The following is a 24821-nucleotide window of genomic DNA, read 5'->3' on the forward strand; positions in this document are numbered from 1 at the left end:
ACAGCGACGGAGTTGACGCAGTAATGCGAAGGTTATCACAAAACGACTATCTGGTAATGATGGAGTAGATGTTACACCCGTTCCCATACCGAACACGAAGGTTAAGCTCTACATCGCCCATGGTACTGCCCGGGAAGCTGGGTGGGAGAGTAGGATGTTGCCAGGTTGCCTTTAAGGCAAACAAAATGTATTCCGCGATAGCTCAATGGTGGAGCACTCGGCTGTTAACCGATAGGTTGGAGGTTCGAGCCCTCTTCGCGGAGCCATTTTTTTTATAAAGAAATATAAAAGTTTTTGGAAGAACTCAGGTTATCTGGGTTTATTTTTTTTACTCTTTAGGAATTTATGTATTTTGCCAATTGTGGATAACTTTTAATTAATATAAAGATACACCACTAAATAGGAGAAAAGGTGGTCACTAAATGAAAAAATGGTACAGCGTGTTTTACGAAGAAGTAAAAAAGAAACAGTAAAATATTTTGAAATTAGAGAATTAAGATAAGAAGGCAACAGAAGCAGTATAATAAAAGCATTTTGTTAATATTAAGAGTCAGGGCATAGGAAATGTTTACAGTCGGGGTTATCTAAGCACGCTCATTATCATTCGCAGATAACCCGTTAAAGGCCATTTAGGCCTTTAACCAACGGAGATATAGAGTGAACTTAGCAATTGTTAGCAAATTTTATGTAAATTTTCGTTAAGATTAGGGCAGTGTTTGAGGCGTAGCCGAGTTTACCCTAATTAGAAAATTTGCATAAAATTTGTGTTACAAGTGCTTAGTGAACGGGTCAATCTCCGTAGTGCCACAACATTTTCTTTTTTATATCAAGAGAATAAATTCCGCGAAAATCTACAAGTAGATTTTCTAGGATAACATACAGTGTGGTTTTACAAAACGAGTACGACATGACTATAGAGTAAATGTTACACTCGTACCCATACCGAACACGAAGGTTAAGCTCTACATCGCCATGGTATGGCTTTGTGGAAATTTTTTTTCTTATAACAATACTTGGTTTTATAGTGATTACTTTGATATTTTACGACGTATAATTATCCCTGCCATACAACTGGTCAGATAAAGATATCCTCCTGCCGTCGGATGATCTGCCCGCGGAAGATTATTAATCTTCCGTCTGGCCCGTACTGGGTAGCCTAGAACAGTCAGCTGCCGCAGGCAAGGCTACCCGCAAAAGGTTATCAACCTTTTGCCTAGGTGGGAGAGTAGAACGTTGCCAGGTTGCCTTTAAGGCAAACAAAATGTATTCCGCGATAGCTCAATGGTGGAGCACTCGGCTGTTAACCGATAGGTTGGAGGGTAAAAGGTCTAAATGACCTTTTACGGGCTACCTTGCAAGTGGTAATGAGCAGCATTTAGGTAGCCCCGGCCGTAGGCCGAGCCCTCTTTGCGGAGCCATTTTTTTATAATGAAATAAAAAGTTTTTTGAAGAACTCAGATTATCTGGGTTTATTTTTTTACTCCTTGGGAATTTATGTATTTTGTCAGCTGTGGATAATGTTAAGATATACTTTTGTTAAGGTAAGAAAGATAATCATTAAATAAAGAAATGGTAATATACTTTGAAGTTAGTGAATTAAGATAGAAAGACAATAGAATTAATAAAATAAAAGTATTTTGTTAACATTAAGAGTTAGGGCATTAAAAATGGTTACATCCGACGGAGGCATTTGGAGTGAGTTTAGCAATTATCCGTGTCTTTTAGGCAAATTTCCGTTAAGATGGCGAATTGTTTGAGGCGCAGCCGAGTTATGAGTCATTAGGAAATTTGACTAAAAGATGCGGTGAAATTGCTTAACGCAGCGGAATTAGCCGACATAGGTTGTAACCCTTTTTTATATTTATAGTCCGTATTTTGTTAGTATGTCTTGAATAAACTCACCGTTTTCATAGAATAATTCGTCATCCGCATATATCTTTCCGCCATTTCTCATATCACAAAGCATATCCCAGTGAATAGTAGACTTGTTTTTACCACCTGCTTCAGGCATAGAATCACCTAGAGCCATATGTACTGTACCACCTATTTTTTCATCGAATAGCATGTTCCTAGTGAAATTTTTTATGCCATAGTTTGTTCCTATGGCTACCTCACCGAAACGTTTTGAACCATCATCTGTGGATAACAAAGATTTTAAAAGTTCTTCGCCTTTTTTAGCGGTTGCATTAACGACCAAACCATCTTTAACTTCTAAACTGATGCCTTCAATTTCTTTTCCCATATATATACCTGGAAAACTGAATGTTATATGTCCATTAATATTATTATCTACAGGAGAAGTGAAAATTTCTCCGTCGGGAAAATTTTCTTTTCCATCACAATTTATCCACTTTCTATTTGTTACGTCAACTTTTATGTCAGTTCCCTGAGAAAGTATATGTATCATTTTTTTAGTATCTAGATATTTTACCCATCTTTCCTGCTGTGCACTAATTTTTTCCCATTCCGCTACGGGATCATCGCAATCAAGATGTCCAGCACCATATACGAAATCCTCATAGTCGCTGAGACTCATAGAAGCTTCTTGAGCATCTGCGTTAGTTGGGAATTGTGTACCACACCATCTTAAACTTCCATCACCCATTCTTGATGAATAATACTTTCTCCAGCTTGTTGCACCTAGGGATCTTGCTTTTAATTTACTGCCAGGTATGTTTGATAGATATCTTGTATTTCTGTTTGCCCAGGCACTTAACCATACATCAGCTCTTTTTAGTACAGTTTCGGGAATAAGAAGGCTTTCTTTCAATTGTTCTTCTGTACTATATTTTAATATAGCTTCCTGAACTGCTTCTGAAGAAAGAGCTGTTTCAACATGTGCTCCAGCTTTAACAGCTTCTTCAACAACTGCTGCCATCCAAGGAGATGCTACTTCGTCACAGCTTACATAAACGAAATCACCTTTCTGTACTTTAGTTGAGTAGGTTACTAATAACTTTGCCAGTTTATTCAACCTTTGATCTTTCATTTTTTATTTTCCTCCCTTTTTAAAATTATTTATTTTAACAAATCCATTATAATCTATGTGCCTAATTTAGTACACATAGATAAAAAAGATTACATCCTACGTAGGCTAGTTCCGCTCATTAAGCAATTACACCACATCTTTTAGGCAAATTTCCTAATGGCTCATAACTCGGCTGTGCCTCAGACAATTCACCATCTTAACGGAAATTTACCTAAAAGACATGGGTAATTGCTAAATTCACTCCAAATGCCGACTTTGGATGTAATCTTTTTTAGGCCCTGATTCTTAATCTTTACATATCGATTAAAAGTTATCCCAAATTGGCAAAAAGCATAAATTCCTAGAGACTAAAAAAAATAAACAGCAAATGATATCACCTGCTGTTTACATAAATTAAAGGGATTTTATGAAAAGTTCTATTTTATTTTACATAATAGTTGTTAATATGTTATAGATAAATTGAAAACAAATTGTAAACAAAATAGGTGATTGAACAGCAAAGAAAAAGTTATACCACAGGAAACCTAGGCAAATAGCTGTTTAGAAGGAGCATTTATAAAAGTATACAAAAAAATTGTGACTTTTATAGAGAAATTGTTTTCATAACATGACAAAAAAGTGAAAACTATTACAATTGAAAAAGATTATATATTTTTTTAGGTTGCTCGAAAACAATTAACAATTATTCTGCTGAATCATATTATACAGTGTATTAATTAATCATGGAGGACTCATGAAAAGATATATTGCTAAGCTGGTCTCTGCAATATTAATTGCTTCTGTTTCTTTAATTTCAATGTCGGGGTGCAGTAAGAGTAAAAATGCCAACCTTAAGAAAGTAAGATTAAATGAAGTAACAAGATCTGTGTTTTATGCACCGATGTATGTAGCTATAAATAAAGGTTTCTTTAAAAAACAGGGTATCAATATTGAACTTTCAACAGGCAGCGGGGCAGATAAAACTATGCAGCAGGTTATAAGTAAAAGTGCTGATGTAGGTTTTTGTGGACCTGAGCAAACTATATATATCTATAATCAGAAAAGAGAAGACAATCCTGTATTATTTGCACAATTGACTCAAAGAGATGGTGCTTTTTTAGTTGGAAGAAATAAAGAAAATTTTAAATGGGAGAATCTTAAAGGAAAAACTGTTATCGGCGGCCGTCCAGGTGGTGTTCCGGAAATGGCTCTTGAATATGTACTTAGAAACCATGGACTTACTCCAGGAAACAATGTTAAAATTATTACCAATCTTGCATTAACAGCTACAGCAGGTGCATTTAAAAGCGGTACCGGAGACTATGTAACTCTTTTTGAACCTTCAGGAACTATATTGGAAAAAGACAATTCAGGCGCTATTGTAGCTTCAGTAGGACAGGCTGCAGGGGTTATACCATATACCTGTTACTTTGCAACTAAATCATATATACAAAATAATAAAGATACGATATTAAGATTTACTAAGGCTATTTATGAGGGACAATTGTGGGTACAAAAAAATAGTAACAGAGAAATAGCTAATACAATAAAAAGCTTTTTCCCTGGAACAGATGCAAGTTTGCTTGCAGCTTCAGTAGAAAATTACAGAAAGATAAATGCTTATGCTAAAACACCAGTATTAAAGGAAAATGATTTAAATAGACTTATGGATATAATACAGTCTTATAAGGCTGATCTTATTAAGGAAAGACCTGAATTTAACAAGATAGTTAATACAAGTTTTGCAAATAAGGCAATAGAGACTGTTAAGTAATTATATGAATAGTCATTAATGATATGCACAGAGGTATACTATATCTCTGTGTATAGGCATATCTGTATAAAGGAGTTAATGCCATGAATATGCTGGAATTGAAGAATATATATATGAATTACCATTCTAAATTAGGTGAAACAAGAGCTCTAGAGAATATAAATATTAAAGTTGAAAAAGGAGAGTTTATCAGTATAGTAGGGCCATCTGGATGTGGGAAATCGACTCTTTTAAATATAATTTCAGGACTTCAAAAGCCATCTCAGGGTGAGGTATTTATAGAAAATGTGAAGGTTAGTGGACATTGTGATAAGCTAGGATATATGTTTCAGAATGACAACTTGTTTCAATGGCTTAACGTTTGGCAGAATGTGGCTTTAGGATTAAGAATCTCCCATAATTTGAACAAGGAAAACATGGAAAAGTTAGATGTACTTCTTAAGAATTATGGATTGTGGGATTTTAGAAATCATAAACCTTCAGAATTATCTGGTGGTATGAGACAAAGAGTTGCACTAATAAGGACATTGGCAATGGAACCGGAAGTATTGTTATTAGATGAACCATTTTCTGCGCTGGATTATCAGACAAGGCTAAATGTAAGTAACGAGATATATAAGATCATAAAGCATGAAGGTAAAACAGCTGTAATGGTTACACATGATATATCAGAAGCTATTTCTACAAGCTCTAAGGTTGTTATATTATCAAGCAGACCGGCCAAAATAAAAAAAATAATAGATATTTCTTTTGAAAATAAGTATTCAACGCCACTGTCTAGAAGAGAAGCACCAGAATTTAGATTGTATTTTAATTCAATATGGAAGGAGCTTGAATTTGATGACAGAGAGTGAGGAACAAAGAAACTATATAGCATCATTAAAAAAAAGGAAAAGAAAGATTATTTTTGCTCAGTGGTTTATTCTCATTCTTTTTATAGGAATTTGGGAAGTACTTGGTGATTTAAAGATTATAGATCCATTTATTACAAGTACACCATCAAGGATGGTTAAGAATCTAATAGTGATATATGGTGAAGGAACTTTGTTTAAGCATATTTTTATTACTTGTTATGAAACAGTTGTCGGATTTTTGATTAGCACATTGCTTGGATCATTTATAGCCATGCTCCTCTGGTGGTCCAGTTTTGCGGCAAAGGTAGCAGATCCATATCTTGTGGTATTAAATGCTCTTCCTAAGGTAGCTCTTGCTCCAATAATAATATTTTGGATGGGAAATGGTATCAAATCTATTATAACCATAGCCGTGCTTATATCTATTATCACTACGATTATAAGCGTATTTTCAGGCTTTAAAGATGTAGATGAAGATAAGATTAAGTTGCTAAAAACTTTTGGGGCAACTAAATTTCAGATATTAATGAAGCTTATAGTACCAGCTTCAATAGGAAACATAATATCTGCTCTCAAAATTAACGTTGGACTTTCTTGGGTAGGAGTTATAATGGGAGAATTCCTTGTAGCAAAGGAGGGCTTAGGCTTTCTAATTGTATATGGAGGACAGATTTCACAGCTGGACATGGTTATGATGAGTATAGTGATTTTGTCTATACTTGCATTTGCAATGTATATGCTTGTGGCTTTGCTTGAAAAGAAATTGAATAGAATATATTGATAAAAGGAAGTAAAAGTGTTAGAATACCTCAAGAAAGAGATTGGAATCTTTATGTGATTCCGGGATTTGCGGGGGGTATTTATGATTAAGATTTTAAAAGTACTTAAGTTTATTATTCCAGTGTTTATACTTTACCTGATCTTTAGAATTAATATGATTGTTGGACTTTTGTTAATAGCTGCCATACTTGTTTTTTCACTTTTGCACTATAGATATCTTATATATTATATTAAAGCAAGTAAGTATTACACTGCTGGAAAGTACACAGAAGCAATGATATATTTTAAAAAAGCTAGTGATATTGGAAGCTGTCCAGATGATATCAGACACTCATATGCTTTTCTTCTTCTTAAAAATAAGTATTTGGATGAAGCAGAAGAAATGCTCAATAAAATGAAGCAGAAAAAATTAAAAGAGAATGTTAAGTATAGTGTAGAGATGACTTCAGCTCTTGTAAAATGGAAAAAGGGCAATCTTAATGAGGCTGTAGATATTTTAGAGCAGGTTTATAAAGAATTTAAGTGTACAACGCTATACGAGAATCTAGGTTATTTACTTGTCCTTAGTAAGAATTATGATAGAGCATTGCAAATTAATGAAGAAGCCTATAAATACAATAGTTCAAGTAAAACAATTTGTGATAATCTAGGAGAAACCTATTACTATATGGGACAATATGATAAAGCTAATGAAATATATGAAGCACTAGTAAACGACAATGCTAAATTTATAGAGGCATACTACCATTATGGGCTAGTACTTTCAAAGCTTGGTAGAAGAGAAGAGGCACTAACAAATTTGAATAAAGCTTTAGAGTTCAAAGAAAATTATCTTAGTGAAGTAAATCATAACATTGTAAAAGAAGCTATACAAGCAACAGAAGAAGACAGCTTATAGATGAAATATAAGCTGTCTTCTTTGTTTACATAATATTATAGATTTTATTAACGTCTTTCTTAATTTTAATAGTATTTGTTTTTACCTCTTCTTCCACGTGAAGCTATACCTTTTACTATTAATACTATAACAAGAAGCAAAATTACAGCACATACGGAAACACCAACTATGGCTCCTATCAATAGAGGTCTATCTTTAGATAATATATCTTTTGAAGATAAAGTTGGATACAAAGCATAGTTTGTTTTATACTCTCTTTGAGAGACAGCAAGAGTTCCAACTTTTTCTGTATTTGATAAGTTCCAAGCACTTATGTTTGATATAGATACATTTTTCTTAAGTTCTTTTTTGTTAATATAATTGTCGTAGTAGCTTACATCTTGTTTTATTACTATTGGTACTTTTACAGTTTTTGTAGGACCGAAGAATCTAAGAGGTTTGTAACTAATAGTTTTCTTAGCCACTACTGTACCGTTAGAAATAGCAACAGTTTTTTTCGTAGCGTAGCTCCAGTCCACTATTTTTTTCATATCTTGAAATACTGCAGTATCATCAGAATTGTATAAAGATTTCATAACAACACCTACAATGACCCTGCCATTTCTGTTAAACACAGCCATGAGACATCTACCTGCAGGTGATGTATAGCCAGTTTTTCCTCCGACACAGCCATTCGTACCTACGAGTTTATTTCTGTTTTCTATATTTGCAGGCGTCTTATTTGATAAAGTAATGCTGGCAGTTTTCATTCCCATTACCTCACGTACCCATGAGTTTTTATAAGCAGCTCTGCCTAGGATAGTTAAATCATAAGGTGTAGTGTAATGTTCTGGATTGTGAAGCCCATTAGCTGTAACAAAATGAGTATTTTTCATTTTCAATTTCTTGGCTTCTGAGTTCATCATACCTACAAATTTATCAGAACTTCCTCCAACCGCATCTGCAACCATATAAGCGGCGTCATTAGCCGAGAACAAAAGCAGTGATGTCATTGTATCTTCACCAGATAGAGTATCTCCAACTTTAATATTACGGAATATGTTCGTACTTAATGCATCAGCTGGCTGCTTCTTAGCTTCTTCAGTGTATTTAATCGTATCGGTTTTAGATTTATTTTTAGCTAAAAGCAGTGCAGTCATAACCTTTGTTATGCTGGCTGGATACATTTTGTTATCTATGTTATTTGCGTATATAATCTCTCCGGTCTTAGCATCAATAGTTATTCCTGCTTTACCATAAATCTGCGGCGGAGTTTCTTGAGCTTTTACAGTTGTAAGCGGAGCAACAGCAGTAGTTAACGAAAATGTTAAAGCAAAAAGTAGTATTTTTTTTAGTTTTTTCATTATAATTTTCCTCTCTACTATAGACTTTTATTTTGTAGGTACTTAATGTAGTAACAGTATTATAATAGCATTGGATAAATTTATAAACCAAAGTTTAACTGTTATAAACGCATATGTGACATTACCCACTAAACTATACGTAAAAACTTGAATAGCGTGGCAAAACATATCATATAGTATAACATTTTAATTTCTTATTCACAATATTATAAGACTGGATAAATGAGGAATTGAGCATTAGAAATGTATAATGGGGATGAAGAGGCTGTCCACCAAGCTTTATTTGATATTTCGTATGTTCTAAGTTTTTTATTGTTACTAATTATGCAATAATCATCATCATAGTGGGTGTCTCTAATCAAATATATCATATCCAATGACATATAATTAGTTGACTTTTCATGGAAGAACTTCTTAACATAATAATATATATTAGTAGTAATAGAATTTTTCATAAAGACTACCATCTCCTATATTGTTTAATGCGTAAACCATTATTTGTATTACAGTGTATATTATATATTGTTCGAATATTTTTGTGAATATTAGGAGTTAAGACATAGTCATTTATGTATTTTGCCAATTGTGGATAACTTTTGGATAATGCTTAGCAATGTATGGTATACTTATATATAAATTCTATGAACGGAGGAAAATCGCATGACAAAGAAACTTTTTTACGATGATGTATATCTAAAAGAGGCTGAGGCTACAGTATTATTTTCAGGGCAGAAGAATGGAAAAAATGTAGTACTCTTGGATGAAACAATATTCTATCCAGAGGGTGGAGGACAACCATATGATATTGGAACGATAGATGATTGTATTGTTACTGAGGTATTTGAGGAAGGAGAAGACATATATCATGTAGTAGACAAAATTCCTCAAAATGAAAAAGTGTTATGTAAAATAGATTTTAAGAGAAGATTTGACCATATGCAGCAGCATTCCGGCGAGCATCTTTTAGCAGCAGCGTTTAATAAATTTTATAATACGTTAAGCCAAGGCTTTCATATGGGGGAAGAGTATGTAAGCTTGGATCTTAGTTTAGAGTCGATAAGTGATGAGCAGATAAGAAAGGTTGAACTTGAGGTTAATAAAAACATATATTCAAATCTAGAAGTTTCAGTCTTCTTTGTGACACCTGAGGAGAGTGAGAAGCTTCCGCTTAGGAAGAGAGTAACTGGAAAAGAAAATGTGAGAATTGTAAAAATGGAAGATGCTGATTGTTGTGCTTGCTGTGGCACTCATGTAAAATATACTGGAGAGATAGGCATAATAAAAATCACTAAAACTGAAAGATATAAGGGAATGACAAGAGTTTATTTTAAGTGCGGAAGTAGGGCTCTTGAAGAGTATAGTTCAGATCACAGCATAATAACTGAAGTGTCGAGAACATTATCTATCAAGGAAACTGAGATAATGAATAAAGTCAATCAGCAAGTGGAGGAAATTAAGAATCTTAATAAAATTATCTCTGAATACAAGAAGAAGGAAGCCATCGGCGAGGCTGAAAGATTATTTTCAAATTCTGAGAATAATGTTATATGTATGATATATGAAAATAAAAGTTTCGACGAGTTAGAAAATATATGTGAAGAACTTTCTAAAAAAGAATTATTTATTATTTTAGCTTCAAAAATGTATAAAAAGTTACTTGTTATGAATACATCTGCATATGATATAAATATAGGAAGTATTTTTAAAGGCAGCATAAAAGATTTTGGAGGAAAAGGAGGCGGAAATCCTAAAAGAGCTCAAGCTGTATTTGAGGATGAAAGTAAGCTCCAAGATTTTATAGAAGAGAAAATTAAACCCTGTATAAAATAATAGATCTTAAAATAGTCTATAATGTTGCAATTATATCATAAGAGTATTAAACTTTAGATAGGTAAATAAGACGGTGCATCACTGTCATGTCTAGATATTTATATTAATTTTTGCGGGGAGATGTTATAATGAGTAAATACAAAGTAGGAGACGAATTAATAATAGTTGAAAATCCAGATAAGGAAAAGCAGGTTCTAAAAGAGAAAACAGCTCTTAAGATTGAAGATGATATAGCAAGTATATCTTGGGCTCTTAAAATAGTTAAGGTAGAGTATGATAAGCCTAATGTTACGTTAACTTATAGAAACTTATATGGTCAAGAGCATAAGGTTTTTGCAGTATGTTCTGATGTAGCTAATTTCGATAAGGAAAAGGTACTTGAAAAAGCACTTTTAAAGGCATTTCAGAGTGAAATAATCGATATAAGTGTGACTAAAAATTTGATAAAAAAATAATTATGACAATGTCTTTAAGTGTGAATTTTCTATTGTAGTTTTATATTATATTTCATATAAAATTTATAGGAGGAGATTTATTGTTTAGATGTGAAATTTGTGGTAAGGAAGCTGACAAGCACCATATAGTTCATAGATGTGAAGGCGGACTTGATAGTGCTTTTAATATTAAATATTTGTGTTCTGAACATCATAGAGGGGTTAGGGGACCCCATAGGTGCAAGGAAACGGATTTAAGATATAAGCTGGAATTGCAGAAAAAATTAGAAGCTACTCTTAATCAAAAATATTACACTCTAAATAAACTTTCGTCTATCTTAGGTATCAGTATGAATAAACTTAAAAGGCATTTCAAAAATTATAAGCTATATAAAGAAGGATATAAAACAGAAGACATTATCTTTATATTGATGGGTAAGAAATTATATAATGAAATTATGTTAGAGCACTATTATGAATTCATACCGAACTATAATTTTGCTTAGAGTTTGGTATTATAAAAGAGTATGCACACATTTTTGCGCCGCATACTCTTTAGTTTATACTAATATTGGGGGGGAATTCATTGAAGTTTGAATATCTAGTTATAAATTCTCAAGTATTACCGGATGTTTATAAAAAGGTTGTAGAAGTAAAAGAGATGATAAGAACAAACAGGGTAAAGGATGTAACGGAAGCTGTTAAAATTGTGGGGCTAAGCAGAAGTACATTTTATAAATACAGAGATAATGTTTTTGCTCTTAAGGAAGGAATGAAGGGGCAAAAGGCTACTATTTCTATTGTAATTATTGACAAGGCAGGGACTTTATCAGATATTCTTGATAATATAGCTAAACATGGAGGAAACATATATACTATTAATCAAGATATACCAATTAATGGTGCAGCATATATAAATATAACCCTAGACGTATCACGTTTAAAAATTGATATTAACGATCTTATCGATATACTAAGTGAACTTAATAACATAATTAGGGTGGATTTAGTTGCTGTAGAATAATGCATATGCACAATGAATTTATGTGCTTATATAGCTAAGGAGAATGACTTATGAGAATGATATTTTTTGATACTGAGACTACCGGAATAAGGCCAGGAAGCATATGCCAGCTAAGCTATATCATAGTTGACAGAGAAAACGGCAGGAACAGTGTGCAGGCTAAAAATATGTTTTTTACAGTTGAATATATAGAACCTTCGGCAGCTGAAGTAAATGGGTTTTCAGAGGAAATGCTTTATGAACTTAGTGAAGGAAAGTACTTTGAAGACCGTATGGAAGAGATTCACGAAGATTTTAATAATGCAGATTTTTTAATAGGGCATAATGTTAAATTTGATATAAATTTTCTTACTCATGAATTGGAAGGCTGTGGTGAGGAGCTTAATATCAAACAGATTTTCTGTACTATGATGTATTATAAAAACATATGTAAGATAGTGAATGGACGCGGAGAGATAAAGAATCCTAAGTTGGAGGAAGTAGTAAAATTTCTTGCCATAGATGAGAAACATATAATTGATTCAAGTAATAAATTTTTCGGGGAATCAGGTAACTATCACGATGCAAGATTTGATACTGCGGCTACATATCTTATTGTGACTGAAGGAATAAAAAAAGGATATATACCCAAAAATTTTTTTACAAATAAGTCTATGAAAAGTAATTAAAAAGATGTATAATAATGCAGTAATCGAAAAAACACTTCTGTTTAGATAGGTATTTAAGGTACATTTAAATTTACACGAGCATACCTGAAGGTTGCTCGTTATTTTTTTTTCAAGAAATATTGAAAAAAAGGATTATTGTTGTATAATTATACATATGTAATTAATAATTATGAGTAGGCAATGTTTATGGGGGTATGGACGTGGATAATAAACTTATAACTGTTAGAAAAGCTGTCACGGATGATGTTCTAGTTATTCAGAAAATAACCAGGGAAGCTTTTCAAATGTACGCCGAATGTTCAGGAACTATCGGAATTCCACCTGCGTTAAAGGAAACCGCAGAGGATATATTAAGTGACATTAAAACTAAGGAATTTCTTGTGGCGGAGCTGGATGGAGTCGTTGTGGGCAGCGTAAGAATTGAAGTAATGCAGGATGGAACTGCTTATTTAAGTAGATTTGGTGTAGCTGTAGAGAATCAAAGCCAGGGTATAGGAAGAGTTTTAATGGATTATGTTGATAACCTTATGAGAGATAAACAGGTTAGTAAGTTATATCTCCATACTGCCTCAAAAATACTTTCTCTAGTAAGATTTTATTACGGAAGAGGCTTCTATATAGATTCTACAAGCAAGGAGAGAGGATATATAAGAGCGCTTCTATGTAAATCGTATGAAGAAGGTTCATATAAAGAAAATAAGATATATGGATTATATGCTATTTGATTTTAGGTTTTCTAGTTCAATTAATAATTATGCATACTCAATATAAAACAAATTTCTTAAACTGTATTGACATAAGAATAAAATAGTGGTAAATTGTATTCAATATCAAAAAATGTTGAAGAGGACGAGTAGCATGCTTAAGCATTGAAAGAGAGTGAGGTTAGGTGAAAGCTCACATTGTGATGCATGACGAAAATCACCTCAGAGTTGCAGGCTGAAAATTTTATTAAGCCTTGCCGGTTAAATGCCGTTATGTTATGAGTGATAAATTGGGTGGTACCGCGACAGTCTTCGCCCCGTATGGGATGAAGGACTGTTTTTTTGTATATTTAAAATTGGGGCTTTTTAATAATGTTTAATAAAACGGTATATTTATACAAATATATCGTGTTACTAATATCTCAATAAATGAAGAGGGGGAAATTATTATTATGGCAAAATTGTATTATGATGGGGACGCAAATTTAGATGTGTTAAAGGGCAAAAAAGTTACAATAGTTGGTTATGGAAGTCAAGGTCATGCTCACGCACTTAATCTTAAAGAAAGTGGTGTTGATGTTACTGTAGCTTTATATGAAGGTAGCAAATCATGGAAAATTGCTGAAGAGGCAGGACTTAAGGTTTCAACTGTACCTGAAGCTGTAAAAGCATCAGATGTAATAATGATTTTGATACCAGACGAGAAGCAGGCTAAGGTTTATAGAGAAGAGATAGCTCCAAACTTAACCGAAGGAAAAGCACTTGCATTTGCTCATGGATTTAACATACATTTTGGTCAGATAGTACCACCAAAGAACATAGACGTATTTATGATTGCACCTAAGGGACCTGGTCATATGGTTAGAAGACAATATACAGAAGGCGGCGGAGTTCCTTGTCTTATAGCTGTATATCAGGATTATACAGGCAAAGCTAACGATATCGGACTTGCATATGCAAAAGGTATCGGTGGAACAAGAGCTGGAGTTCTAAGAACTACATTTAAGGATGAAACAGAGACTGATTTATTCGGAGAACAAGCAGTTCTATGCGGTGGAGTATCAGCTTTAATGAAAGCTGGTTTCGAAACTTTAGTAGAAGCTGGATATGAACCAGAAAGTGCATATTTCGAATGTATGCATGAGATGAAACTCATTGTTGATCTTATAAACCAGGGTGGCCTTAGCATGATGAGATATTCAATCAGCGATACTGCAGAGTATGGTGATTATGTTGTTGGAAACAGAATAGTTACTGAAGAAACAAAGAAAGAAATGAAGAAAGTTCTTACAGAGATTCAGAATGGTACTTTTGCTAAGAACTGGCTTCTTGAGAATCAGGTAGGAAGACCATTCTTCAACGCTACAAGAAAGGCAGAAAGTCAGCATCCAGTTGAAAAAGTAGGTAAAGAACTTAGAGGAATGATGTCTTGGTTAAAGGATGCTAAATTAGATTAATATTAAGCTGTGAAGAAAAGAGTAAGTTTCTGAATAGGACTAAAGAGAGTCGGAAATTGGTGGAAACCGATGTCCTAAGGAAACTGAAGATCGTTTCTGAGCTTATATACTGAACTTTAGTAAGTATATACGGTACATCCGTTAGAATGAAGCAGCACTTATTGCTGCAGCTAAGAGTCTGTTGTTTTAGGACACAGAGAATTAGGGTGGTACCACGAGATATCCTTCGTCCCTTTATGGAACGAAGGATTTTTTTATTTGGAACATCGGCTTTGGATGTTCAATTTTATCTGATTTTAAAATATTATTTGGGGTGATTTGATTGAAATTAAACGGTGCTCAATTAATTTTGCAGTGTCTTAAAGAACAGGGAGTAGATACTGTATTTGGATATCCTGGAGGGCAGGTTATTCCTTTATATGATGCTCTTTATTATGAAAAAGAAATAAACCACATTCTTGTAGCACATGAGCAGGGGGCATCTCATGCTGCAGATGGATATGCAAGAGCATCAGGAAAGACGGGTGTTGTATTTGCAACTTCAGGTCCTGGCGCTACAAATACTGTAACTGGTATTGCTACGGCTTTTGCAGATTCAGTTCCAATGGTTGTTATAACAGGACAGGTCCCAAGAAGCAGTCTTGGAAAGGATTCTTTTCAGGAGGTTAATATAATTAGCATAACAAAGGCAATTACAAAGAAGAACTATCTTGTTAAAACAATAGAGGAAATACCACAGGCTATTGCAGAGGCATTTTTCATAGCTAAAGCAGGAAGACCGGGTCCGGTACTAATTGATATTCCTAAGGATTTGCAAGTCTCATTTATAGAATATAATGGTGAAGGACTTAAATATAGAGACAGATTTGAGCAACAGGATAAACCAGCTGCAATTAACGAAGACGATATCGATGCTGCAGTAAAACTTATAAACAGCAGTAAAAAGCCTATGATATATGCCGGAGGGGGCATAATAATAGCAGAAGCTCACAATGAACTTATTCAGTTAGCAGAGAAGATAAATGCACCTACTACTACAACAATGATGGGCACAGGTTCTTTTCCAAATGATCATAAACTATTTACAGGTATGGTAGGTATGCATGGTTCTCATGCTTCAAATTTAGGGGTAACGAACTGTGATCTTCTGATATCATTAGGTGTTAGGTTCAGTGATAGAGTTGCAAGTCATGTTCAGAGTTTTGCTCCTAACGCTAAGATTATCCATGTAGATATAGACCCTAAGGAAATTAGGAAAAATGTCAGAGTGGATGCACCGATAATAGGTGACGTTAAGGAAGTGCTTACAAAGTTAATTCCTAAGATTGAAGAACGTGCAGCGGATGATTGGAATGAAAAGGTTAATGAATGGGAGAAGGAATATCCACTGCATAAGAATTTCATAAACTTAAGTCCTAAATATATTATAAACAAGGTATGTGAGCTTACTGAAGGTAATGTCACTGTAACCACAGAAGTTGGACAGCATCAGATATGGGCATGCCAATATTTTAACTATAAATATCCAAGAACCTTTATTTCTTCAGGGGGAATGGGTACTATGGGATACGGACTTGGAGCAGCTATCGGAGCTACCTATGGAAATCCAGATAGAAAAGTAGTTAATATTGCTGGTGATGGAAGTTTTAAAATGAACTGCAACGAGTTGGCTACTTTATCTAGATATAAGCGTCCAGTTATCCAAGTAGTTTTTAACAATCATGCACTAGGAATGGTTAGACAATGGCAGAATATGTTTAATGATGGAAGGTTATCTTTCACTCTTTTCGGTGATGAGGTTGATTTTGTTAAGCTTGGAGAGGCTTATGGAATCAAAGGAAGACGAGCAACTAACGAACAAGAAGTTGAAGAAGCATTAAAATATGCGCTTTCACTTAATGAACCTTTCATACTTGATTGTATAATAAACGAAGAAGATAATGTAATGCCGATGGTTGCACCAGGGGCACCTATTGATCAGATAATTTATGAAGAGTAGAAAAGAGCTAAATAAGAGTAAAGAGAAAAGAGAAAAGTGAAGGTGGGAATTCAGCTGTGCTGAATTCCTATGAATTATTTTTATTTATCTTTAGGAATTTATGTTTTGGCTAAGTTAGAATGATTCTAAGATACTGTTACTAAAAGAAAAGTGATTCGCACTAAATACAAAAATGTTACTTCATATCTGCGAAGAAATTAAAAAGAAACGATAATATATTTTGAAGTTAGTGAATTGAAAGAAGAAGGCAACAGAAGAAACAAAATAAAAGTAGTATGTAAAGATTAAGAGTCTGGGAATTAAAAATGGTTGCACCCGGCGGAGGCATTGGAGCGAGTTTAGCAATTACCCCTTGGCTTTACAGGATTTTCGTTTAGATTCCGACGTCAGAGCGCAAGCGTCCTCGTAAGGAATCCGAAAATCCGCATAAAGGTAAGGGTGTAATTGCTTAACGAGCGGAACTAGCCGACATAGGGTGTAACCATTTTTTATACGTATCCTTCGCTGGTTCTTATGGATATCTCAGCAGATAAAATTTCTCTAAGTTTTTTATTTTCATCTCTAACAATTATATGTGCAGCATCATTTATATCAATTGGAGTTACTTCAGTTGATTTTTTGCCTTCAATAAGAATTACCTTTTTGTTTAAAATTGCAGAATTCTTTTTACATATTTCAACAGAACTTTTAATTGAATTAGTAGATAAAAATTCTTTATATAGAATTTCAAAATGGTTAAGTATTTCTGCTAAAAGTTTTTGCCTGTCAAAGGTTTGGTTAAATTGTATCTTTAATGAAGATGCTTTACATTGTAAATCTTCTGGTATATCTTTTAGATCAGTATTAACATTAACTCCGATGCCTACAACAATATAATGAATTAAGTTTAATTCAGCACTCATTTCAGTTAAAATACCACAAACTTTTTTATTATCAATGATTATATCGTTAGGCCATTTTATCAGAGAATTTATATTTAATGATGAGAGTGCATTATACACTGCTGCAGCACTTATTACAGTTAATTTATAAGCTTCTAACGGGTCTATTGTAGGTCTTAATAGTATAGACGCAAATATTCCTTTGTTTTTGGGAGAGATCCATCTCCTGCCAAGCCGACCTCTTCCAGCTGTTTGCTCTTCACTTACAATAACACTGCCATCTGCAGCATCAGCTCTATATAGTTCTTTAGCTTTAGTATTAGTGGACTCTATAGAATCAAAATAATAATAACTTCTTCCAATAAAATCTGTGGATAAAAAAGGGTTTACTTCTGAAGCTGTTAATAAATCTGGACAAGAAATTAGTTTATATCCTTTATTTGAAACTGAATCGATAACATAGCCATCGCTGCGAAGTGACCTTATATGCTTCCATATGGAAGCTCTTGTTACATTTAAAGATTGGCACATTATTTCTCCTGATATGTAATCTTCACTGGTTTTTAGCATTTTTAAAATCTTATTTTTCATATTACAAAACTGCTGCGCAAGATTATATTAATGAGCGCAATTCCTCCAATTTGAGTTTTTGTACTTTCTACTTAAATTCATTATATGAGTATGAAAAATATATGTCAAATACAGCACTAATTCCATATAAAATAAGAGGTAAGAGGTATCGAAGAAATTCTGGAAACTTAAATCTAAGTATAGGCAGATAACTTTTAATCAAAATTAAGATACACCACTAAATAGGAGAAAAGGTGGTTGCTAAATGAAAAAACGGTACAGCGTGTTTACGAAGAAGTTAAAAAGAGACGGTAATATATTTTGAATTTGTGAATTAAGATAAGAAAGCACAGAAGCAGTATAATAAGAATATTTTGTGAATATTAAGAGTCAGGGCATAGGAAATGTTTACAGTCGGGGTTATCTAAGCACGCTCATTATCATTCGCAGATAACCCGTTAAAGGCCATTTAGGCCTTTAACCAACGGAGATATAGAGTGAATTTAGCAATTGTCAGCAAATTTTATGCAAATTTTCGTTAAGATTTGGGTAGTGTTTGAGGCGTAGCCGAGTTTACCCTAATTAGAAAATTTTCATAAAATTTGTGTTACAAGTGCTTAATGAACGGATCAATCTCCGTAGTGCCACAACATTTCTTTTTTTATTTTCCTAAATTTAAAGCAGTATCAGCTGCTTGAACATCAGCTCTGAACTGTTCTTCAGGATTATAAGCTTTATAATAGCCTTTATCTATCATATAATCTGTTACTTTCTCATGCATGCTTATTGCATCATCCAACTGTCTTTTTAATGTGTTTCTAACTTCTGGAGAAGCAGCCTCAGAAAGTGCTACAGCATAATTCTTTATACCTGATTTTGTAGCTATAAGAAAATCGGTAGCTATAACTTGATCGTTCATTTTATCCATTCCAGTCATGCTTTCTATTATTGAGTTCATTAGTTACACCTTCTTTCTCTAGTAGATTTATTACATTCTGCTTCCAGTCATAATGGATTGTTCCATTAATCCCTTCAGTTGTTTTATGTGTCCTTCAGTTGTAGTAATATCCTGCTGCATAAGAGTCTTTAATTTTTGATCAGAAACAAGTGGAGACATGGTTACTGATTTTGTTAAACATGTGTTTTTAAAAGTAAGAATTTCATGAAGTTCAAATGCTTCGTGTGGTGCTATACCATTTTGTGCCATAATTTCACCTCCTCAAAATAGTTACAAATATATTCTGTCTATAAAGGAGATAAAAATACTGTTAATTTCTTCTGAAATAGGAAACATTTATGATGATAAAAACTTTGCAAAATAGAATAAAATAATATTTGTTTTTTAGTTATTTAATAAGGTTGTTCATCCTCTTAATGATACGTTCATATCTTTCATCTGCTTCTAATATTTTAAATGCTGGATTGTTAACTATAGATTCTTTTATGCTCTGCTTTATAAGTTCTTCGTTTCTTGGAGTTTCAATACCCAAATCCAACGAATTAAAGAATTCATCTAAACAATCAAAAAAATTATTACCTTGTAATTTTAATGGAAAAATATTGGGGGTTTCTAAAATCTTAATATATTTATCAAGTGCGTCAAGGGCCGCTTCCTTATCGTTCTGCATAGCAAAAAAAATAGCAGCTGTTATGTATAAAGAAAAATAGGAAGATGGATGCATTTTTTCTACTTCAAAGGTATTACCAATTTCAATAGTTTTTCTGTAGCACTCTTTTGCTTTTTCAGGATCATCTATATAGAGCATCATAAAATCTGGGCATGCACCGAAAAAGCTCATAACATTTTGGTAAATATATCGCTGCATAAGACTTTTAGCTTTTTTTAGCTCACCTTTCATTTGATATGCTTTTGACAGCAATACTTCAACTGAAACCGGAACTTCAATTAGTCCTTCAAGTAAATCGATGGCATCATCAGCTTTATTCAAATTTATACAGCAAAAACCATGCAGGGCAGTAGCTATTTTTGCCAGGCTAAGAACTTCACTTCTATGAGAAACACGATCAAATATTTTAGCTGCTTCTTGTAGAATAGAATCAATTTTATCTTTAGTTCCAGCAAGATTACAATGGTTCACTAGTAAAACTCCCATATAATATTGTAATTCCCAGCAGGAAAAATACTTTTTTATATATTGTTGGCATTTAGAATATACAGTTTCAAACGGTTCAGAAACAAATTTTTTTGATAGTTCATAATATAGTTTCTTTATGTCTTCTTTACACATTTGAGGCTCATATCCTAAAAGCTCATCTACACTGATATTGAAATATGTAGCTAAAAGTGGCAGCAGCGTAATATCAGGATAACTCTGACCTGATTCCCATTTTGAAACAGCCGGCTTCGAGACACATAAAAAATCTGCCAGCTGCTCCTGAGTAATTCCTTTTTTCTTTCTGTTAGTGGCAATTTTGGAACCTATATTTATTTCTTTCATGATTATCACCTCAGATTATAAGGATATTGCGAATTAAATGCTCTAGACGGAATAGTCTAGGGAAAGTGCATTAAATAGGTATGAGAGTTAAGAGTAAAGAGAAAAGAGAAAAGTGAAGGTTAAAATTCAGCTGAGCTGAATTTTGATTGTATAGAGACTCTCAATTATTTAGATAATCCTTTTGCAATACTAGGTATAGTCTTAGTTTTTAGAAAGTTATCTGCTGTTAATCGGATTTAAATTCTTAGAAATTCTGCGCAGCAGAATTTCTTCCTTCACTTTTCTCTCTACTCTTTACTCTTTTCTCTTACCAATATTTAAAGCATACACTAACTACTTAATATTATCTTCATTTAATTCACTTTCTTGGTTTGTCTTATATTTATTATATGAATATACCGTTATCCAATCAATGGATTAACAATTAATTTTGGTTTAAAAAGTTAACTAGAAGTTAATTAATAGGTTTATTTGCGAAAATAATTATTACTTATTAATACATGTAGTATAATTAAAATGGAAAGGGATGGTATAATGGAGCAAAAAGAAGTTAAGTTTAGAAGGAGTACTGAAACAGCTAGAAATCAATTTGATTCTTGTTATGTTATGCTAGAAAAGCTTGTGAATATTTGTCCTGATGAAATATGGTATGAATACTTTAATGAAGTACCGTTTTGGTATCAAGTATATCACGTTACATATTTTATTGATTATTGGTTTCGAGATACATATGATGGTAGTGACTTCAAAAGCATGGAGTTTGATGAAAAAATTCCTCCTGAATTTGAATATGATGTGGAAAGAAATCTTTCAATTTCTAGAGAGGATATGAAAGAATATGTGTCAAGAATACATGTGAAAACTGCGAGAATATTTGACAGATTGGATGACAAAAAGATGGCTGATTCAATAATTGATGGACAAGATGGTTTTACTTATATGGATATTATAATGTCTCAAGTTCGCCATATTATGTATAATATCGGATATTTAAATGGAATTCTACGTTCAAAAGGATTAGAGGAGTCTGACTGGTATGCATACAATGAAGAGGAAGAGTAGAAGATAAAAGGCTGCTAGGCTATCTTAACTTATACATTTTCATTCGAAGATAGCCTATAAAGGTGATATGAATCTATAAACTAGAGGAATTTTGGTCCACTAAGGCTTTCAACCCTATCCTACTTCACCGCCGTGAAATCTGCATTCATAGACCTTTTTATCATTGTAAAATATTTCTTCATATCCATTGTACCAGCTGAATTCTCCTGTTACTATGCAGTGATAAGTATACTCACCATTTTTATATAGCATTGGTCCACGATAAGGATGCTCTTTTGGTACTAACAGCAGGGCTTCTTTTAAGAAATCTCCTGAAAATTCTTCTGATAAGACTCTTCCGATATAATTCATAGTCCAGCAAGGAATATCATCTATCCATACAGCTTCTTCACCAGCAAAACATTCTCCACCAATATAAGTATCAATATATTTTAAGTTCCCTTCTGAATATTCATAATCGTGAGAATTAGGTCTGGAAGCTGATGACTCAGCGCCTTTTGCGGCATAGGTAGAACGTTTAGCTTTTATTAGAAAAAGCACTATATCGTCATTAATTAAATTTATAGTTTCGCTATCATCGTAAAAGCAGCAGGAGTCATCCGCATTTTTTACTAATCGATCTATGCTCACCTTAAATAAATCACTTAATAAAATCAGTTTATCCACATCAGGATAGGATTGACCAGCTTCCCATTTGGCAACAGCTTGTCTTGATACACCTATATTTTCTGCAAGGTTTTCTTGAGATAGTCCTTTGTCTTTTCTCAATATTTGTAATTTTTCACAGAAACTCATTTTCATCACCTCAAAATTATAATAGGATAAAGTTCAAATATAAATTAATCCCTTAATATCAAACTTGAGTAGGTCTGTCCCTAATCATAATTGAACTATATTGAGTATACAATTTAAAGCAGTAAAACTCTACCAATTAAGTATAACAAATTTGCCAACCAGTAGTTGCGTTTTTCAATATAATCATATTTCGATTATATTTTTAGTATATATAAATCGAGGGAGTGATAGTATAAATTTATTCTACATAATAGCGATATTATTTATAATAATACTAATGAATATATTAATTTATACCTTTACAAAACAGCGTAAGGCTGTAATGGTTTCATTATTAATTCTATGCTCCTGGGATATGAAATTAGATAGAAAAGAAAAGAGTATTTACTAAGTATGAATAAATAGATAAATAAAATGCAAAATAGTATATAGATAATACTAAGTTTTTGTTTAGGCATATTGAGGATTGAGTATAGTTAAATAATTCTCAGTATGTCTAAATTGTTAATTGAGGTTATTATAGAGTAAGCTATTCTGTGATTGGAGGTTGCAAAATGGGGAATAAGCTAGTAGAGAAAATATCGTCGATGACTACTACATCTAAAGAAGTCGGAACTGATATATTGGTTATGAATTTTACTATTGTAAATGCTTGTATAGTTGGAAATACTAATAATTCTAATGGATGGGTACTTATTGACACTGGTCTTGAGAATTCCGCCGATTATATTTTAGAGTGTGCTGAGAAGCGGTTTGGCAAAGAGAGCAAGCCTAAAGCAATCATTCTTACGCATGGACATTTTGATCATGTTGGCTCAGTTATTAAATTATCGAAATTATGGAATGTACCAGTGTATATTCATCGGCTTGAGATGCCTTATGTAACAGGGAAAAAAGATTATCCATTGGCAGATCCTTCAGTTGGAGGCGGTGCAGTAGCGAAAATGTCAGAATCTTTTCCACATACAAGCATAGATATAGGCGAGTATGTAGTGCCGCTGCCTACTGATGGAAGTGTGCCTGAAATGATTGATTGGCAGTGGATACACACACCAGGGCATACGGAAGGTCACGTTTCATTATTCAGAGAGCGAGATCGTATACTGCTAGCTGGAGATGCACTTTGCACTGTAAAACAGGAATCACTTGTATCTGTAGCAACTCAAAAGGAGCAGATAAGCGGTCCGCCTAAATATCTGACTACAGATTGGAAAGCTGCAGAGGATTCAATAAAGCACCTTAAGGAATTAAATCCATCTATCATTGTTCCAAGTCATGGTCAACCTATTCAGGGTGAAGAAGTGAAACGAGATTTAGAAATGCTGGTAAACAATTTTGATGAAATAGCAAAGCCGGAGCAAGGAAAATTTGTTTATAGATAATAAAAAATATGAAGTTTACTATTAAAAGGCTGTGAGGTGCAGCCTTTTAATTTTATATGTAAATAGTGATACGTCTTATCAGTTAATATTTTAGATATGTATATTGAAATGACTAAATTTGAATACACCATTTCCTTGCTTTAAATTACCGGCTGAATAGATATTTGAAAAACCATCTTTGATCTCATTAATAAGTGTTACAGGTATATCTAGTGAATAGTGACCTGGTAATATTCGAGTTATATTTAACTTGGACATTCTAGAAACTGAATTCATGAAATCTGAAGGATTTGTGCTAGGATAAAAGGCATATAAAGTTCCTTCATATATAAGGTCTCCGGAATACAGATAGCCTTTGCTGCGTTCATAGAGACAGATATGTCCGGGTGAATGCCCAGGTGTGTGATACACTTCAAGCTTTCGTCCGCCTAAATCTATTACATCACTATCTTTAAGAATTCCAGTGGGCCTGCCTTGAAAGATTGTGTACCCATCTAAATCAAAATCTTTTGGAAAATCACAGGGTTCTTTCATAAGATTTGATTTAACAATTTTAAGCGGAATAGGAAACTTACCATTAAGCCAGCTCTCTTCTTTTTCGTGAACAATGATGTTGTTAAAATATTTATGTCCACCGATATGATCCCAGTGTACATGAGTAGTTACCACCTGGACAGGCTTATCTGTAAGATCAGTAACTACAGATTTAATATCGGCCACGCCTAAGCCTGTATCAATTAGCAGAGAAGTTTTTTCGCCAATCAGCAGATAGCAATGGGTTTGCTCCCAATGTTTATATTCACTGATAGCATAAGTTAAATGATCTATTTTTTCTACTGTAAACCAATTACTCATTATATTCACTTCCAATAAACAATAATATTTTAATTTAATTATAATAAATAGGCTATTTTATCAAAAAAGATATAACAGCCTATT

At 33.3% G+C, this 24821-nt stretch carries 23 protein-coding genes, 2 tRNA genes, 2 rRNA genes and 2 other annotated features; of the genes, 18 read left to right on the forward strand and 9 right to left on the reverse strand.

Annotation, left to right across the window (positions count from 1 at the left end):
* Nucleotides 1–49: 49 nt before the first annotated feature.
* The 4 genes from rrf (CLORY_RS14090) to CLORY_RS23320 all read left to right on the forward strand — a co-directional run bounded on the left by rrf (CLORY_RS14090) (nucleotide 50) and on the right by CLORY_RS23320 (nucleotide 1418).
* Nucleotides 50–166, forward strand: a 5S ribosomal RNA gene (gene rrf, locus CLORY_RS14090).
* Between the two features lie 25 nt (nucleotides 167–191).
* Nucleotides 192–266, forward strand: a tRNA-Asn gene (locus CLORY_RS14095).
* A gap of 637 nt (nucleotides 267–903) precedes the next feature.
* A 5S ribosomal RNA gene (gene rrf, locus CLORY_RS14100) occupies nucleotides 904–1028 on the forward strand.
* A 239-nt stretch (nucleotides 1029–1267) separates the two neighbouring features.
* A tRNA-Asn gene (locus CLORY_RS23320) sits at nucleotides 1268–1418 on the forward strand.
* Nucleotides 1419–1861: 443 nt separating this feature from the next.
* Here the strand turns inward: CLORY_RS23320 and CLORY_RS14105 are convergent.
* On the reverse strand, nucleotides 1862–2989 hold the full coding sequence (locus CLORY_RS14105; RefSeq protein WP_079425553.1) for an aminopeptidase: 1128 nt from the start codon (nucleotides 2987–2989) through the stop codon (nucleotides 1862–1864).
* A 733-nt stretch (nucleotides 2990–3722) separates the two neighbouring features.
* Between CLORY_RS14105 and CLORY_RS14110 the strand changes: the two genes are divergently transcribed.
* From CLORY_RS14110 to CLORY_RS14125, 4 genes are all read left to right on the forward strand, one after another.
* Nucleotides 3723–4742 (forward strand): ABC transporter substrate-binding protein, encoded by a 1020-nt coding sequence (locus CLORY_RS14110; protein WP_079425555.1) that lies wholly within the window; start codon nucleotides 3723–3725, stop codon nucleotides 4740–4742.
* Nucleotides 4743–4825: 83 nt separating this feature from the next.
* The gene (locus CLORY_RS14115; protein WP_079425557.1) at nucleotides 4826–5596 is read left to right on the forward strand and encodes an ABC transporter ATP-binding protein; all 771 of its coding nucleotides are present in this window, start codon (nucleotides 4826–4828) and stop codon (nucleotides 5594–5596) included.
* Complete coding sequence (locus CLORY_RS14120) at nucleotides 5580–6377, forward strand: ABC transporter permease (protein ID WP_207652215.1); 798 nt, start codon at nucleotides 5580–5582, stop codon at nucleotides 6375–6377. Before CLORY_RS14115 ends, CLORY_RS14120 begins: the two co-directional genes overlap by 17 nt.
* A gap of 81 nt (nucleotides 6378–6458) precedes the next feature.
* Nucleotides 6459–7274: a tetratricopeptide repeat protein gene (locus tag CLORY_RS14125; RefSeq protein WP_079425562.1), complete on the forward strand. Its 816-nt coding sequence runs from the start codon at nucleotides 6459–6461 to the stop codon at nucleotides 7272–7274.
* 65 nt (nucleotides 7275–7339) lie between these two features.
* Here CLORY_RS14125 and CLORY_RS14130 read toward each other — a convergent pair whose 3' ends face one another.
* The gene (locus tag CLORY_RS14130; RefSeq protein WP_079425564.1) at nucleotides 7340–8617 is read right to left on the reverse strand and encodes a D-alanyl-D-alanine carboxypeptidase family protein; all 1278 of its coding nucleotides are present in this window, start codon (nucleotides 8615–8617) and stop codon (nucleotides 7340–7342) included.
* A gap of 206 nt (nucleotides 8618–8823) precedes the next feature.
* Nucleotides 8824–9072: a hypothetical protein gene (locus tag CLORY_RS14135; protein ID WP_079425566.1), complete on the reverse strand. Its 249-nt coding sequence runs from the start codon at nucleotides 9070–9072 to the stop codon at nucleotides 8824–8826.
* A gap of 205 nt (nucleotides 9073–9277) precedes the next feature.
* Here CLORY_RS14135 and CLORY_RS14140 point away from each other — a divergent pair, with 205 nt between their 5' ends.
* The 8 genes from CLORY_RS14140 to ilvB all read left to right on the forward strand — a co-directional run bounded on the left by CLORY_RS14140 (nucleotide 9278) and on the right by ilvB (nucleotide 16733).
* Nucleotides 9278–10447 (forward strand): alanyl-tRNA editing protein, encoded by a 1170-nt coding sequence (locus tag CLORY_RS14140; protein WP_079425568.1) that lies wholly within the window; start codon nucleotides 9278–9280, stop codon nucleotides 10445–10447.
* Nucleotides 10448–10575: 128 nt separating this feature from the next.
* Nucleotides 10576–10902, forward strand: coding sequence for a hypothetical protein (locus CLORY_RS14145; RefSeq protein WP_079425570.1), 327 nt, complete (start codon nucleotides 10576–10578; stop codon nucleotides 10900–10902).
* An 80-nt stretch (nucleotides 10903–10982) separates the two neighbouring features.
* Nucleotides 10983–11387 carry an HNH endonuclease gene (locus CLORY_RS14150; protein WP_079425572.1) on the forward strand — a complete coding sequence of 135 codons (405 nt, stop codon included), beginning with the start codon at nucleotides 10983–10985 and terminating at the stop codon, nucleotides 11385–11387.
* Between the two features lie 80 nt (nucleotides 11388–11467).
* Nucleotides 11468–11905: an ACT domain-containing protein gene (locus tag CLORY_RS14155; protein WP_079425576.1), complete on the forward strand. Its 438-nt coding sequence runs from the start codon at nucleotides 11468–11470 to the stop codon at nucleotides 11903–11905.
* Nucleotides 11906–11955: 50 nt separating this feature from the next.
* Nucleotides 11956–12573, forward strand: coding sequence for a 3'-5' exonuclease (locus CLORY_RS14160; RefSeq protein WP_079425578.1), 618 nt, complete (start codon nucleotides 11956–11958; stop codon nucleotides 12571–12573).
* A 200-nt stretch (nucleotides 12574–12773) separates the two neighbouring features.
* Nucleotides 12774–13298 (forward strand): GNAT family N-acetyltransferase, encoded by a 525-nt coding sequence (locus tag CLORY_RS14165; protein WP_242954423.1) that lies wholly within the window; start codon nucleotides 12774–12776, stop codon nucleotides 13296–13298.
* Nucleotides 13299–13404: 106 nt separating this feature from the next.
* Nucleotides 13405–13600: a binding site (T-box leader), on the forward strand.
* Between the two features lie 129 nt (nucleotides 13601–13729).
* Nucleotides 13730–14734, forward strand: a complete 1005-nt coding sequence (gene ilvC / locus CLORY_RS14170; RefSeq protein ID WP_079425583.1) for a ketol-acid reductoisomerase — start codon at nucleotides 13730–13732, stop codon at nucleotides 14732–14734.
* Nucleotides 14735–14971, forward strand: a binding site (T-box leader).
* Between the two features lie 85 nt (nucleotides 14972–15056).
* Nucleotides 15057–16733 (forward strand): biosynthetic-type acetolactate synthase large subunit, encoded by a 1677-nt coding sequence (gene ilvB / locus CLORY_RS14175; RefSeq protein ID WP_079425586.1) that lies wholly within the window; start codon nucleotides 15057–15059, stop codon nucleotides 16731–16733.
* Nucleotides 16734–17221: 488 nt separating this feature from the next.
* Here the strand turns inward: ilvB and CLORY_RS14180 are convergent, their stop codons facing one another.
* The 4 genes from CLORY_RS14180 to CLORY_RS14195 form a co-directional block, all read right to left on the reverse strand.
* A complete protein-coding gene (locus tag CLORY_RS14180; protein WP_079425588.1) occupies nucleotides 17222–18205 on the reverse strand; it encodes a biotin--[acetyl-CoA-carboxylase] ligase in 984 nt (327 codons plus the stop codon).
* Between the two features lie 640 nt (nucleotides 18206–18845).
* Entirely contained in the window at nucleotides 18846–19142 is a 297-nt protein-coding gene (locus CLORY_RS14185; RefSeq protein ID WP_079425590.1) for a spore coat protein, read from the reverse strand.
* 30 nt (nucleotides 19143–19172) lie between these two features.
* A complete protein-coding gene (locus tag CLORY_RS14190) occupies nucleotides 19173–19391 on the reverse strand; it encodes a spore coat protein (protein ID WP_079425592.1) in 219 nt (72 codons plus the stop codon).
* Between the two features lie 139 nt (nucleotides 19392–19530).
* The gene (locus tag CLORY_RS14195; protein ID WP_079425594.1) at nucleotides 19531–20643 is read right to left on the reverse strand and encodes a helix-turn-helix domain-containing protein; all 1113 of its coding nucleotides are present in this window, start codon (nucleotides 20641–20643) and stop codon (nucleotides 19531–19533) included.
* 534 nt (nucleotides 20644–21177) lie between these two features.
* Here CLORY_RS14195 and CLORY_RS14200 point away from each other — a divergent pair.
* On the forward strand, nucleotides 21178–21705 hold the full coding sequence (locus tag CLORY_RS14200) for a DinB family protein (protein WP_079425596.1): 528 nt from the start codon (nucleotides 21178–21180) through the stop codon (nucleotides 21703–21705).
* Between the two features lie 114 nt (nucleotides 21706–21819).
* Here CLORY_RS14200 and CLORY_RS14205 read toward each other — a convergent pair whose 3' ends face one another.
* Nucleotides 21820–22500, reverse strand: coding sequence for a DUF5680 domain-containing protein (locus tag CLORY_RS14205; RefSeq protein ID WP_079425599.1), 681 nt, complete (start codon nucleotides 22498–22500; stop codon nucleotides 21820–21822).
* A 554-nt stretch (nucleotides 22501–23054) separates the two neighbouring features.
* On the opposite strand from CLORY_RS14205, the gene CLORY_RS14210 reads away from it, so the two are divergent.
* A complete protein-coding gene (locus tag CLORY_RS14210) occupies nucleotides 23055–23882 on the forward strand; it encodes an MBL fold metallo-hydrolase (RefSeq protein WP_079425601.1) in 828 nt (275 codons plus the stop codon).
* A 90-nt stretch (nucleotides 23883–23972) separates the two neighbouring features.
* Here the strand turns inward: CLORY_RS14210 and CLORY_RS14215 are convergent, their stop codons facing one another.
* Entirely contained in the window at nucleotides 23973–24737 is a 765-nt protein-coding gene (locus CLORY_RS14215; RefSeq protein ID WP_079425604.1) for an MBL fold metallo-hydrolase, read from the reverse strand.
* Nucleotides 24738–24821 lie beyond the last annotated feature (84 nt).

This window comes from Clostridium oryzae (genome assembly GCF_002029235.1).
In the GTDB taxonomy this organism is placed as follows: domain Bacteria; phylum Bacillota; class Clostridia; order Clostridiales; family Clostridiaceae; genus Clostridium_AE; species Clostridium_AE oryzae.

Excerpts from the sequence above, each read along its gene's own strand:
- CLORY_RS14105 (WP_079425553.1), bottom strand. The coding sequence starts at position 2,989 with ATGAAAGATCAAAGGTTGAATAAACTGGCAAAGTTATTAGTAACCTAC.
- CLORY_RS14110 (WP_079425555.1), top strand. The coding sequence starts at position 3,723 with ATGAAAAGATATATTGCTAAGCTGGTCTCTGCAATATTAATTGCTTCT.
- CLORY_RS14115 (WP_079425557.1), top strand. The coding sequence starts at position 4,826 with ATGAATATGCTGGAATTGAAGAATATATATATGAATTACCATTCTAAA.
- CLORY_RS14125 (WP_079425562.1), top strand. The coding sequence starts at position 6,459 with ATGATTAAGATTTTAAAAGTACTTAAGTTTATTATTCCAGTGTTTATA.
- CLORY_RS14130 (WP_079425564.1), bottom strand. The coding sequence starts at position 8,617 with ATGAAAAAACTAAAAAAAATACTACTTTTTGCTTTAACATTTTCGTTA.
- CLORY_RS14135 (WP_079425566.1), bottom strand. The coding sequence starts at position 9,072 with ATGAAAAATTCTATTACTACTAATATATATTATTATGTTAAGAAGTTC.
- CLORY_RS14140 (WP_079425568.1), top strand. The coding sequence starts at position 9,278 with ATGACAAAGAAACTTTTTTACGATGATGTATATCTAAAAGAGGCTGAG.
- CLORY_RS14145 (WP_079425570.1), top strand. The coding sequence starts at position 10,576 with ATGAGTAAATACAAAGTAGGAGACGAATTAATAATAGTTGAAAATCCA.
- CLORY_RS14160 (WP_079425578.1), top strand. The coding sequence starts at position 11,956 with ATGAGAATGATATTTTTTGATACTGAGACTACCGGAATAAGGCCAGGA.
- ilvC (WP_079425583.1), top strand. The coding sequence starts at position 13,730 with ATGGCAAAATTGTATTATGATGGGGACGCAAATTTAGATGTGTTAAAG.
- CLORY_RS14180 (WP_079425588.1), bottom strand. The coding sequence starts at position 18,205 with ATGAAAAATAAGATTTTAAAAATGCTAAAAACCAGTGAAGATTACATA.
- CLORY_RS14185 (WP_079425590.1), bottom strand. The coding sequence starts at position 19,142 with ATGAACTCAATAATAGAAAGCATGACTGGAATGGATAAAATGAACGAT.
- CLORY_RS14190 (WP_079425592.1), bottom strand. The coding sequence starts at position 19,391 with ATGGCACAAAATGGTATAGCACCACACGAAGCATTTGAACTTCATGAA.
- CLORY_RS14195 (WP_079425594.1), bottom strand. The coding sequence starts at position 20,643 with ATGAAAGAAATAAATATAGGTTCCAAAATTGCCACTAACAGAAAGAAA.
- CLORY_RS14200 (WP_079425596.1), top strand. The coding sequence starts at position 21,178 with ATGGAGCAAAAAGAAGTTAAGTTTAGAAGGAGTACTGAAACAGCTAGA.
- CLORY_RS14205 (WP_079425599.1), bottom strand. The coding sequence starts at position 22,500 with ATGAGTTTCTGTGAAAAATTACAAATATTGAGAAAAGACAAAGGACTA.
- CLORY_RS14210 (WP_079425601.1), top strand. The coding sequence starts at position 23,055 with ATGGGGAATAAGCTAGTAGAGAAAATATCGTCGATGACTACTACATCT.
- CLORY_RS14215 (WP_079425604.1), bottom strand. The coding sequence starts at position 24,737 with ATGAGTAATTGGTTTACAGTAGAAAAAATAGATCATTTAACTTATGCT.